We start from the raw sequence: 12,050 nt of genomic DNA on the forward strand, positions 1-12,050 counted from the left end.
AGATTGCAGCAGCGATCAGCATTACAGCTATGCTGTTCCTTGCCAATCTGGTTCACGGCACCCTTTGGCTATCGGCTCTAACGATGTTTCTGGTGATGTTTATTGCAGGCTTTGTCAGTCTATTTGGGCAAGCATCGTCATCCATCAGCCTGACTACGTCGATCATGTTTATTGTCGCACTGGCAAAATTTGCCGCATTTCCCGATTGGTCTACGGTGCTTCAGCAATGTGCGTTTTGCTTAGCTGGTGGGATGTGGTCAGTCGTGGTTTCCGCCGGACTATGGGTACTGCGCCCTTACACCCCTGTTCTCCAATCCGTCGCCAATTGTTATGGCACATTGAGCCAGTTGGTTGCATCGGCAGGTGAAAGAGCCGCCAATCCAAGCGATCGCAATGCATGGGCAACCCGCTTCTTACAAGCCCAGGATAATTTTACTCTGGCTTTAACTGCTGCCCGTAGCGTCTGGTCGGCTGTGTGGACGCCTCAAAGAACCGCCAATCTACGGGGAAACCAGTTGCTGATCTTAATTGAGGATACACCCCAAATTGCAAATTCCGTTGTGGCACTGGTCGAACAATTGTCGATTTCATCAGACCATTGGTTATTTGAGCAGGTGCAGCGAGAAATCCAGCAGGGGATGGAACAGTTGGCTTCTGCTCTACAACGGATGTCAAAGGCGATTGCGCGAAGCGCAGTGCCAAAGGCGATCGCAAACGGAAACACCTCTGTTCATCTAGACGATCTAAATCGGGCGATCGAAGCCCTAGAACATCGGGAGCAAGTCCTACGCACTCAATTGAATAACCGAACCATTGCTGTTCGGGCAGAGGACTATCCAGAATTAATCAGCCTTAGCAAGATTGCCGCTACCCTTAGACGGCTAGCAGAACAGGTTCGTTCAGATGCGGAGCTGATTGCAGCCTTGCAACGACCCGATGCGCGAAGAATCACTAAGCCAGCGCTTACCCGTCCAAGGCTACCAGCACTTTCTTCAATCCTTGAACCCATACGAGATAATCTCACGTTTCATTCCGTCCTCTTTCGTCATGCGCTGCGGCTGGCGATAGTTGCGACGATCGCAGAAGTGCTTGCTTCGATATTGCACATTTCCACAGGCTACTGGATTACCTTAACTGCCGTGGTTGCCTTGAAGCCCAACTATGGCGGAACCTCTCAAACTACCCTACAGCGAGTGTTAGGCACGGTTTTAGGAGGCATCATTGGCATTGCGATCGTTACGCTCATTCACAATTCATGGGCGATCGGGGGGTGTCTCCTCCTGATCATCGTCACGGCGGTGGCAGTGCGACCCCTAAGCTTCAGCCTGTTCACTACGCTATTCACTCCCGCTATCATCTTGCTCGTCAATGTGACGAGTCACGGTGGGTGGCAGATTGGAGTTCTGCGGATTGTTGATAGCTTGGCTGGAGGCTTATTAGCGCTACTCGGCAGCTATCTGTTATTCCCTCGCTGGGAACGGCAGCAACTTCCTGCTCAATTAGCAACGACGATTCGAGCCACTCTTGCTTACTTTCAGCAAGCGAGCGCTAACTATCTCAATCCAAACCAAGATTCGTCAGCTGAGTTACTCGCCAAAGAGCGCCGTCAGGCTGCACTGGAGAATGCTAACGCAGCAGCAGCAGCTCAACGCTTGTTTAGCGAACCCCGCCATGTCCAAGGAGACGTTGAACCGATCGCAACGCTGATACTCTATCTTCGCCGCTTTTTTAATTCGGTCACAACTCTGGCAGAACACCGCCGGGAATTGAGTGGAGAGTACCAATGTCCCGATCTCAAGCAATTCGCCGACGCGATTGTTCTAGTTTTGGAAAACTTAGCCGATGCCTTGCAACAGCGACAGCCACCCCGACCATTACCAGACTTCGATTCTTATCTGGAAGCGATTCGCGACCATGTTGAACGACTTCATGCCGAGCGAGCATCCGAGTTTGCCTCCAATCCAGGCACCGCAACACCCACACTGCAAGCCATTCGAGAACGCACTCCCATTTCCACAGAACTGGATCGAATTGCCCAGGAAATCACCAGTCTTCATAGTGCGATCGCTCGGCTGCAAGGCAAGAATGAATCTACTAATCTCAACCCAGACTGTTTAAGTTGACAACACCAAAGGCTTGACCAGAAATGACGAGTTACCCTCCTATTGATCGCGAGGCATTCAAGCAGTTCGAGCGCAACGGATTCTCCAGAGTGGCTGAAGTAAAATGCTTGTACCGGAACGGAGGATTACTTGATTGGCTGTGTTGCAAAATTCATAAGCGATCGGGGAAGCTAGCTGTTAGGGTTTGCATGGGTGTGTGGCATTCAGTTTCTAATCTCACTCTTAGGAGGGGCAGCGATGTCTTCTATCGAGGACAACAAAATAATTGCTCAGCGGTGGTTTGAACTCATAAACGAACACAAGATTGAGGATATCTGCGAGATGACTGCTCCAACTTGGAGAATGCACGGTGGTCCGCCAGAGCTTATCCCTGGACCGGACGGGGTTCGCGAACTCTTTCGCACAATGGGTTCTATCGAGCAGAAATGGACGATTGAAGACGTAATTGCTGAGGGTGATAAAGTAGTCGTGCGTGCCAGCAACACCTGCGTTCAGGAGAGTTTCCTTGGCATACCCGGTCGCGGTCAGCGGCAGACGTTCACAGCTACGTTCATTCATTGGATTGCTGACGGGAAGATACTTGAAACTTGGCGAAACGCTGACGATCTCGGACGGATTCTTCAGCTTGGGGCACGGATTGAGCCAGGAAAGTTTGAGCAGTAGCAGTGGAGGTAGGTTCGATAGTTCAAAAGGTGAATATAGAGGAACTCTCGGTAAGCTTTGCTTCCTTGCGAAACAGTTGGATATAACTTTGGATCGTGGAAGTAGACCATTTCAAACAATCAAAGAGTTATTTAAATGGCAGGATTTGATGGTTCATAGTCGTAACTTCTTGATTTGTGACTTGCTTCGTTCACCCTAAGCGCGCTCATCTCTAACCTGCATGAATACAATTATACCTATCCTTCTTTTAGGTCTTTCTATCTTAGCTCTTCCTGCTAACGCGACTGAAAATAGATGTGGATGGTTACAAAATCCCACACCTGCAAATTGGTGGCTAACAGACAGAGATGGCACTTGGACTATCTCAGCGCAAGGAGGATATCAAGCTAGAGGAATGGACAATATACCCCCGATTGGCGACAGAGAATATGTCAGAACCAATGGTAATTATGGATATACCTGTGCTTGTTTACGTGTTTCAACAGACAGAAAACAAAAGCGAATTATTAGCATTCAAAGTGGTAAACAATTGTCACTAAGAACTTGTCGCCAAGATCCAAATTTACCGAAAACCCCTTAGTGGTAGCGAACCTTAATAGCTTAGTAATGCGATCGCTCTCTTTTCTCAAATTTATCCAGCAGCTACTAATTGCCCACTGGCGCACCTTACTGTTGCTACTGCTCGGTGTTGGCTTACCGTTGCTAGTCTTTGAACAGCTAGCCGCAGTCGTCTGGCGTAATGAAGGTGGCTTCTCTTGGGATAAATCTATTTTGCTGTCGATTCATGCCACAGCTACCCCGCAACTCGATCAAATTGCTGTAACGCTCACGAAGTTGGGAGGGTTCAAAGGAGTATTGCCAGTGGCAGCGGTTATTTCGTTGGTCTTGCTCTATCGGCGACAATGGCGATCGCTAGCCTATTGGCTTGTTACCCTATTGGGCAGTCGGCTGCTTGAAATGCAGGCGAAGGAATTCCTGCATCGGGTTCGCCCCAGCTTGTGGGAATCACTATCTCATAAATCGAGTTACTCCTTTCCCAGCGGACATGCAATGGCAAGTATGACGTTTGTGGCGGCTCTGGTCATTTTGACGTGGGGGACGCGCTGGTGCGGGTTGATACTCTCGCTGGGCAGCGCCTTCATAATTGCGATCGCTTGGACGCGGTTGTACTTGGGCGTTCACTTTCCCAGCGACATCTTGGCGGGATGGATGACAGCACTGGCTTGGGCAATTGGAGTTAGTTTAGTCCTTAAACCTCGTCTATTCCAACCCAGTGTAGTGAGTGAGGAGAAGCTAACGATAGAGGAGAAGGAACAAGTCGCCAGCAAGCGACACAATTGACAACAGCAGTGGAAACTACTCAGTTTCAACTTTTATTGACTAACACTAATATTGACAGCTATTGATGCCCCAGCTTTGTTAAAATCGCGCTATTACATGAGAACCGCTAAAACTGCAAGCTCAGCGGCTTTCTTAACCTTCGCTCTCGCAACCAGTATGGATGGGTCGTATTTGAATCGGCTAATCGAGAGTATCGACAAAGAGCTACTCTCCAAGCTCCAGCTCGAAAGCATTGCGCCCAACGATCCGGTGGAAGTCCTTCACCTCCCCGAACCTTGGCAGATGATCGGAGCAGGAAACTACGCAGCGGTTTTTTCTTATCCCGACTACCCAAGTGAGGTGGTGAAGATTTATGCACCGGGTCGGCAAGGTTTCGAGGAAGAGCTGGAGGTCTACCGCCGCCTGGGTTCCCACCCGGCGTTCTCGGAATGTCTATATGCCGGAGAGAATTTCCTTGTCCTGAAGCGGCTGTATGGAGTAACTCTGTACGACTGCATTAACCAAGGAGTGAGGATTCCGGTGCAGGTAATCCGAGACATTGACCGAGCATTGGACTATGCTCGTCAGCGTGGACTCCGTCCTCATGATGTTCACGCTCGTAACGTCATGATGGACGAAGGCAGGGGATTGGTCGTGGACATTTCAGACTTCCTGCACGAAGATGCCTGCCATAAGTGGGATAACCTGAAGAGGGCTTACTTCTGGGTATACCGACCTGTGATGTCGCCGCTGCGATTACGGGTACCTTACAAAGCCCTGGATGTCGTCCGCAAAGGCTACCGCTTTGTTTCCCAACGGAAGCGAGTAGTGCTCGCGATCGGAGTTAGCGTAGCGATCGCGTTGGTAACTACTCCAATCTACATTCATTCGAGACGAGCCAACGGATGTGTGCGCTATTTCCCAGATGGCTCTCACAAGACTTTGTACGGAAAAGACTGCCAACGGTGATTAATGCGGCTACCACTCCAAGGCGAGACAGCATTCCACGATCTCTGGTAATAGGTAATTTATGAGTTCCTTAAGAGAGCTTATGAAGAGGTGATATTTGACTCTTCTGGTAGAAGGCAGAGGAAACAGTAACTGTTAATTCTTGAGTGTAAGATAACCAGTCAAAAAAATGATTGGTCAAGGACAGCGATCACAGTGTCTGGGTTATCACCTTCATCCTTAATAATTGGCAGGTGAAACATCTAATGTTTCCATTGTGGTTACAAGCGGGATTCTGGGGTTTAGTCGGTGGTTCAGCACTGCTATTGGGAGCAGGATTGGGCTACTTTGTCCGAATTCCCCAACGTGCGATCGCAGCTATCATGGCATTTGGTGCTGGTGTGTTGATCTCAGCACTAGCATTTGAGCTAATGGATGAGGCTTATAAACGCGGGGGTTTCGACTCAACAGCGATCGGCTTTATTGGTGGTGCTGCTGTCTATACAGCGGCTAATTGGTACCTAGCTCATCAGGGAGCTAAACATCGCAAGCGTTCTGGAAAGCAACAACCATCAGAAGATGAGGCGAGTGGGAGTGGACTCGCGATCGCAGTTGGCGCACTGCTCGATGGGATTCCAGAGTCAATTGTGATCGGCGTCAGCATGATTGAGGGAGGAAGCGTGAGCTGGGTAACTGTGGCAGCAGTCTTCCTCTCGAACGTTCCGGAAGGACTCTCTAGCGCCGCAGGCATGAAAAAAGCAGGTCGCTCAATTGGTTATATCTTTGGCGTATGGGGAGCGATCGCTGTTATATCTGGTGTGGCAGCACTTCTAGGCTATGCTCTTTTTAGCCACTTGTCTGTAGAAATTATTGCCGCAACCACTGCCGTAGCCGCTGGCGCGATTCTCGCTATGTTGTCAGACACTATGATTCCTGAAGCCTTCGAGCAAGCACATGACTTTGCTGGCTTAATTACCGTCTTTGGGTTCCTCGCCGCCTTTGTCCTCAGCAAACTAGGCGGCTAAATTTACGAACCCATCAGATGAGATGAAGTTTCACAGCATTTCCACCCGCGCACATTTCACCCCTTAGGGCTGCTATATCCTTCCAGTGGTCAGGTAAAGTAGACTATCTATCCGTAGCCTAAAATCAATTCCCTCAACTAAGCGTGCTGAGCAGAACCAACCCCGAACCATCCGGACGCCGTCAACAATTGCCCGATCAGCGCTGGCAAATTGCACCACTAAAGGCAGAACAAGCTGCACAACTTGCCGAAGCAACAGGACTGTCACCCCTGTTGGCTCAGGTACTCATAAATCGGGGGATGGAGACGCCAGAAGAGGCACAGGTGTTTCTCAAGCCAGAATCTCAAGCTATGCCTGCACCCATTGATGAATTTCCCGATTTGGCGATTAGTGTAGAAATGCTGCAAGAAGCGATCGCCAATGAAGAAAAAATAGCCATCTGTGGAGACTATGATGCGGATGGGATGACTAGCACTGCCTTGTTACTTCGGGCATTGCGTTGGTTAGGAGCAGATGTAGACTACGCCATTCCCAGCCGCATGAAAGATGGCTACGGCATCAATACGCGCATTGTCGAGGAATTTGCAGAAGAAGGCGTTGCGCTAATTCTAACCGTCGATAATGGGATTTCTGCTCATGAAGCGATCACACGAGCCGTAGAACTGGGCATAACCATCATTATTACTGACCACCACGACTTGCCCCCCGAACTGCCGGAAGCGGATGCCATCCTGAACCCGAAACAGCTCGATGAATCCTCCCCTTATCGCGGACTGGCGGGTGTCGGCGTGGCTTATATTTTAGCCGTCACTCTTGCGCAACAACTGGGGCAAATTCAAGGCTTAACTAAGCAGCTATTAGAACTGTTTACACTGGGAACCATTGCGGATTTAGCCCCCTTAACGGGCATCAATCGGCGCTGGTTAAGGCGAGGATTACAGTTGTTACCTCATTCCCAATTGGCAGGGATTCAGGCATTAATTCAAATGTCGGGAGTGAGTGAAGACCAAAAAGCGCTCAAACCGGAAGATATTGGCTTTAAGCTAGGCCCTAGAATTAATGCGATCGGTCGTTTAGCTGACCCTCAGATAGTCATTGAACTCCTCACCACAACCGAACCAGGCGTAGCGCTGGAACGGGCGATGCAGTGCGAACAAATCAACCAAAAGCGTCAGCAATTGTGTGAACAAATTGAGCAAGAGGCGATCGCATTCATCGAACAGAGTCAGCTCAATTTACAACAAGAGCGTGTATTAGTGATTGTTCAACCCGATTGGCATCACGGTGTAATTGGCATCGTTGCCTCTCGTCTCGTGGAACGCTACGGTGTACCCGTCTTCATCGGCACCTATGAAGATGAAGACAAGGAACATATTCGCGGTTCAGCACGAGGTATCCCAGAATTCCATGTCTTTGAAGCATTAGAATTTTGCAAAGATTACTTAGGAAAGTTTGGCGGACATAAAGCAGCGGGCGGCTTTTCCTTACAGGCTAAAAACCTAGAAGCACTTCGCAAATCTCTCAGCCAATTTGCTCATCAGTGTTTGCAACCCGAACACCTCAAGCCACTCGTTACCATTGACGCCCAAGCTAACTTCACTGAGCTTACGTCCCAACTCTTCCACCAAATGGATGCTTTCCACCCCTGCGGAATTGGCAATCCTGACCCTATTTTCTGGACACCCAATGTTAAGGTTGTTGAGCAAAGAATCATCGGCAAGGGTCACCTTAAACTGACGTTTAGTCAAGACAATCAACCCGTTCAAATCACAGCACTTGCATGGCGTTGGGGCGAATACTTTCCTCTACCGTCGCGAGTCGATATCGCCTACAAACTGAAAGAAAATACCTGGAATGGCAACACAGCTATTGAGTTGGAATTAGTCGGCATTCGTTTAGCTACCTCTCCCATCTCTGCAACTAAGAAAGCGGAGTTTTATCACAACGAGCGTCGCTACACTTGCAGTCTGTCAGATTCTTTAAACGAGCTAAGGATTAGAAATTCTGAAGGAAAAGTCCTTGCGATTCAGAAGGGACAACGAATCGGGCTTTTAGGACTTACCAGAGAAGACGCAAAAGAGGTTGATGTTACACAACCTCATTATTATCAGTTGATTAAAGCAGCAACTCGTGCTTTAGAACTTACTTGAGCGTTAAAAAGTTAGAAGGTTGAAAGTTGTTAGTCATAGGCATTACTGGAGGGTAGGTTTAAAACTCTCATAACTTTCAACCTGCAACCTTCAACCTGTAACCTGTCAACCTATCAACCTGCAACCTGATTACAGATCGCCCTTAAGAGCAGCCAGAGCAAAAATAACGATGGGGCCAGCCAGAACAACTGCTGCTAACATAGTCAGCTGAGCAATGACTTCCCAATTAACATTACCCAAAAAGCTTAAATCCATTTTTCCTCCCGAATTGACCCAAGCAATTCAATCGCGCAAATAAAAATTCTCGCTTAGATTCTACTCGGTAAACCCCTCATATTTTTAAGGAAGTTAACAAAAAGTTATAATACGCAACAAAAACGATACGGCATCTGCCCGAAGCAAAACTCGTTAAGCTGGATGAACATGGAACTGTAGCCTTTTTTTACGGTAATGGCAACTTGGTGTTGTGTAAAGCAATGTGGTGCGTGCTGTCATCTTGACCCCGCCGAACGTCCCGACTTGGAGACTTATCTTTCTCCAGAAGATCTAGAACTGTATCTGAGTCTGGTGGGTGAAGGGGGATGGTGTGTCAATTTTGACCATGCCACCCGTGAATGCCGCGTTTACTCAAATCGGCCTCGCTTCTGTCGGGTGGAAGCGGGTGCATTTGAACAGATGTATGGTATAGAACCAGAGGAGTTAAATGATTTTGCAATTGACTGCTGCCGCCAGCAGATTGAAGGTGTTTATGGCGATCGCAGTTTGGAAATGTTGAGATTTGACCGAGAGGTCGGGATTTAAGTCAGGGTATGGGTTTTGACGGTTGCTCTATCTCAGGAGAAGCGGCGCAGACTTGCTATTTCCCGTAAAGTTTTGAGAAGATAATGAAAAGAAAATGAAAGTTGACACCCCTTAATTCCGACAGCCCGTGAAACTCTCTTCTCTGCCTGTAATCGATCTCGTCGTATCAGAACCTCAAACGTTGAGCGAACCCACCTCAAAAACTAGCGATCGCGCCACTGTGGCGAGGTCTTCGGATTATCGTACTTCTGAGGTTGCCACGGTGATTGAGTCAACCGTTGATTCCTTGGTAAGACCTCAGAAGTTGCCTCAGGCAGCCAAAGCCGCCAAGGTGGGAAAATGGGGCATCTTTGCCTCAACGTTCTTCACAATTTTTTTGGCCGAGATGGGAGACAAAACCCAGCTAGCCACTCTACTCATGAGCGCTCAATCTGAGGCTCCTTGGGTTGTGTTCCTGGGTGCAGCGATCGCATTGATTGCAACTAGTTTGTTAGGTGTACTTATTGGGCGCTTTCTGGCAACACGCCTATCTCCTAAAACGCTAGAAACCTCAGCCGGAGCGCTGTTACTCTTCATTTCCGCTATGCTGCTGTGGGATGTTGTGCATTTTTAGAGAGCCTGTTGAAAGTCGGCACCTTCAACCTTTATAGGAAAAGGCACCGGAGATGAGAGTGAGGAGGCAGAAGGCAGAAGGCAGAAGGCAAAGATTGATTGGTCAAGCTTTCCGTATTTGGCGAGAGTCCTAACTGCCTCGGCGACTGCTACAACCTTCAACCTGCAACCTTCAATTATCCAACCTTCAACCTGCAACCTTCAATTATCCAGCCTTCAACCTGCAACCTTCAACCTTCAACCTTCAACCCATATTATGGACTGGCAACTTCTAGGACTGAGTTTCATAACGGTATTTTTGGCAGAAATTGGAGATAAAAGCCAACTTGCTGCGATCGCACTAGGGGGTAGCCAAAAATCACCCCGTGCTGTGTTTTTTGGCTCAGTCGCGGCACTGCTATTGGCTAGCTTGATCGGAGTGCTGGCGGGAGAAGGAGTCGCTCAACTGTTCCCACCTCGTATACTAAAGGCGATCGCAGCAGTTGGCTTTGCCCTGATGGCTTTACGCCTACTTTGGCCTTCAACCACGAGTCCTGAGGAGCAGTAAACTAAGGGATTTGCCAAATTTTAATGGTGTTGTCAAAACTGCCACTGACTAGAGTGCTACTATCTGAGCTAAAGGCCACGGAACGCACATCGTCGGCATGGCCTTTGAGTGTTCCTAAGAGTTTACCTGAACTCAGATTCCAGATTTTGACGGTTTTATCCTGACTGCCACTGCCACTAGCTAGGATGTTTCCATCCGGACTGATGGCAAGAGAGCGAACCCAATCCCGATGAGCCTTCAGCGTTTTAGTGAGTTGACCTGTGCTCAAATGCCACAGTTGAATTGTCCCGTCTCCATGACCACTCGCCAAGGTTTCCCCGTCCGCACTGATGGCGAGAGCAAACGCCCGGTTAGAATTGCCTTTGAGACTCTGACGGACTTCCCCCTTATCCAAATCCCAAATTTTAATCGTATTGTCAAAGCTACAACTGGCTAGAGTTTTACCATCTCGACTCAGGGCAATGGCGAAAATCCAAGCTGTATGTCCTTTGAGGGTGCGTTTCTCAACAGGTTGGTGATTGGCTGCGTTGCCCAAGTCCCAGACTTTGATGGTACGGTCAAAGCTGCTAGTCATTAATGTTTTGCCATCTGGACTGAAAACCAAGTCAGATACCCAGGCAGAATGTCCCTTGAGGGTATGCAGCAACTGACCCTTGCCAATGTCCCAAATTTTAATCGTATGGTCATCGCTACCACTGGCTAAGGTTCTGCCATCTGGGCTAAAAGCGACGGCATTTTCTCCATATAAATCTTCTCCTAAGGTGCGTCCTGAGGTGGGAGCTGTACCGGTTCTATTTTTGCTCAGATTCCAGAGTTGGAGCATTCCATCTCGACTGCCACTGGCGATTATCTTCCCATTTGGGCTAACAGCGACGGTATTTACTCCGTGTAATGCTCCGGTGTCAATGCTGGTGACAGGTTCTAACTTTTGACTGGCTTCGCTAATATGCCGCGCCCCAGAGGCCACATCATCCGTGGACAGGTTTGGCGGCGGTAGAGGAACCTGCTTGGGAGAGGACGTTTCTAATCCTGGCGAAAGTGATAACCGATTATTCGAGGATGCGATTAATGGCTGACTATTCAGAGAAGTTAAGTCCCCATACATCAGCATTCCTGCTACTCCCAAAGAGCCGAAAAAAGTAGTGGCAAGGAAGAGATTTTTCGGTTTGACTACTTTGGTCAACAGTTTTTTGCACCTCGTCGTTGATGCATTTTGGTGACGTACCCACGATTGCAGTCGTAAACCAACCAGAGAGTTAGCAAATTCAGGAGTCTGCTGGGGTAAATCAGGGGGTTGCCAGGTGCGATCGATCGCCGCGATGCGCTGTAAGATGATTTGGGCATTGTGCGGTCGATTGTCGGGGAATGGAGCCATTAAGTCATCAATTAAATCGGTCACCGACTTGGAAACCTGGGGGGCTTGGTGCTGCCAGAGCAATTCCCCGGTGCGCGGATCTTCAGCAAAGTCATTGGGCGATTTACCTGTAAGCAGATAGACAAAGGTTCGCCCTACAGCAAAGAAATCGGATTGAGGCACGGCTTTACCCTTCGCTTGCTCGATCGGGGTGTAGCCTGGAGAGGTTAGGCTCCTAACATCCTGCTCACCACTCGCTGTCAGCAGGTAAGTGTCGCTGGCTGCTTTTGCACTGCCAAAATTAATCAGCACCAGTTGCCCTGTGGGAGTGAGGATGATGTTAGAAGGCTTAATGTCGCGGTGAAAATAGAGTTGCTGGTGGACTTGATATAAAATTTCAATTAGCTGTTTTAGCCAGTTTAGGGTTTGAGATTGGGAAAGCGGTTGATTTTGACGCTGCCATTCTTCTAAGCTGATGCCTTCGATTTTCTCCATCACCAGGCAGTG

Annotated in this window: 12 protein-coding genes; 10 read left to right on the forward strand and 2 right to left on the reverse strand. The window is 48.8% G+C overall.

Annotated elements, in window-relative coordinates; translation table 11 throughout:
- The 7 genes from V6C93_RS00080 to recJ form a co-directional block, all read left to right on the forward strand.
- The coding region (locus V6C93_RS00080; protein ID WP_333474597.1) for an FUSC family protein at window positions 1-2,123 on the forward strand (2,123 nt) is incomplete at its 5' end.
- A gap of 237 nt (window positions 2,124-2,360) precedes the next feature.
- Window positions 2,361-2,786 carry an ester cyclase gene (locus V6C93_RS00085; protein ID WP_333474598.1) on the forward strand — a complete coding sequence of 142 codons (426 nt, stop codon included), beginning with the start codon at window positions 2,361-2,363 and terminating at the stop codon, window positions 2,784-2,786.
- A 220-nt stretch (window positions 2,787-3,006) separates the two neighbouring features.
- The gene (locus V6C93_RS00090) at window positions 3,007-3,366 is read left to right on the forward strand and encodes a DUF4087 domain-containing protein (protein WP_333474599.1); all 360 of its coding nucleotides are present in this window, start codon (window positions 3,007-3,009) and stop codon (window positions 3,364-3,366) included.
- Window positions 3,367-3,392: 26 nt separating this feature from the next.
- Window positions 3,393-4,127, forward strand: coding sequence for a phosphatase PAP2 family protein (locus tag V6C93_RS00095; protein ID WP_414644086.1), 735 nt, complete (start codon window positions 3,393-3,395; stop codon window positions 4,125-4,127).
- Window positions 4,128-4,283: 156 nt separating this feature from the next.
- Window positions 4,284-5,075 (forward strand): serine/threonine protein kinase, encoded by a 792-nt coding sequence (locus tag V6C93_RS00100; RefSeq protein ID WP_349262570.1) that lies wholly within the window; start codon window positions 4,284-4,286, stop codon window positions 5,073-5,075.
- Window positions 5,076-5,320: 245 nt separating this feature from the next.
- Window positions 5,321-6,079, forward strand: a complete 759-nt coding sequence (locus V6C93_RS00105) for a hypothetical protein (protein ID WP_333474602.1) — start codon at window positions 5,321-5,323, stop codon at window positions 6,077-6,079.
- Window positions 6,080-6,222: 143 nt separating this feature from the next.
- Entirely contained in the window at window positions 6,223-8,229 is a 2,007-nt protein-coding gene (gene recJ / locus V6C93_RS00110) for a single-stranded-DNA-specific exonuclease RecJ (RefSeq protein ID WP_333474603.1), read from the forward strand.
- Window positions 8,230-8,358: 129 nt separating this feature from the next.
- Here the strand turns inward: recJ and psb30 are convergent, their stop codons facing one another.
- Window positions 8,359-8,484 carry a photosystem II reaction center protein Ycf12/Psb30 gene (gene psb30, locus V6C93_RS00115; RefSeq protein ID WP_333474604.1) on the reverse strand — a complete coding sequence of 42 codons (126 nt, stop codon included), beginning with the start codon at window positions 8,482-8,484 and terminating at the stop codon, window positions 8,359-8,361.
- 195 nt (window positions 8,485-8,679) lie between these two features.
- On the opposite strand from psb30, the gene V6C93_RS00120 reads away from it, so the two are divergent.
- From V6C93_RS00120 to V6C93_RS00130, 3 genes are all read left to right on the forward strand, one after another.
- Window positions 8,680-9,030, forward strand: coding sequence for a YkgJ family cysteine cluster protein (locus tag V6C93_RS00120; protein ID WP_333474605.1), 351 nt, complete (start codon window positions 8,680-8,682; stop codon window positions 9,028-9,030).
- Window positions 9,031-9,157: 127 nt separating this feature from the next.
- Entirely contained in the window at window positions 9,158-9,643 is a 486-nt protein-coding gene (locus V6C93_RS00125; RefSeq protein WP_333474606.1) for a TMEM165/GDT1 family protein, read from the forward strand.
- A gap of 255 nt (window positions 9,644-9,898) precedes the next feature.
- Window positions 9,899-10,189, forward strand: a complete 291-nt coding sequence (locus V6C93_RS00130; protein ID WP_349262571.1) for a TMEM165/GDT1 family protein — start codon at window positions 9,899-9,901, stop codon at window positions 10,187-10,189.
- Between the two features lies 1 nt (window position 10,190).
- Here V6C93_RS00130 and V6C93_RS00135 read toward each other — a convergent pair.
- On the reverse strand, window positions 10,191-12,050 hold a 1,860-nt coding region (locus V6C93_RS00135; RefSeq protein ID WP_333474608.1), incomplete at its 5' end, for a serine/threonine-protein kinase.

Source organism: Allocoleopsis sp. (assembly GCF_036703385.1).
In the GTDB taxonomy this organism is placed as follows: Bacteria; Cyanobacteriota; Cyanobacteriia; order Cyanobacteriales; family Coleofasciculaceae; genus Allocoleopsis.

Bases quoted from the DNA above. Each gene is read 5' to 3' on its own strand.
- V6C93_RS00085 (WP_333474598.1), top strand. From the start codon at position 2,361: ATGTCTTCTATCGAGGACAACAAAATAATTGCTCAGCGGTGGTTTGAA.
- V6C93_RS00100 (WP_349262570.1), top strand. From the start codon at position 4,284: ATGGATGGGTCGTATTTGAATCGGCTAATCGAGAGTATCGACAAAGAG.
- V6C93_RS00095 (WP_414644086.1), top strand. From the start codon at position 3,393: ATGCGATCGCTCTCTTTTCTCAAATTTATCCAGCAGCTACTAATTGCC.
- V6C93_RS00130 (WP_349262571.1), top strand. From the start codon at position 9,899: ATGGACTGGCAACTTCTAGGACTGAGTTTCATAACGGTATTTTTGGCA.
- psb30 (WP_333474604.1), bottom strand. From the start codon at position 8,484: ATGGATTTAAGCTTTTTGGGTAATGTTAATTGGGAAGTCATTGCTCAG.
- V6C93_RS00120 (WP_333474605.1), top strand. From the start codon at position 8,680: ATGGCAACTTGGTGTTGTGTAAAGCAATGTGGTGCGTGCTGTCATCTT.
- V6C93_RS00105 (WP_333474602.1), top strand. From the start codon at position 5,321: ATGTTTCCATTGTGGTTACAAGCGGGATTCTGGGGTTTAGTCGGTGGT.
- V6C93_RS00090 (WP_333474599.1), top strand. From the start codon at position 3,007: ATGAATACAATTATACCTATCCTTCTTTTAGGTCTTTCTATCTTAGCT.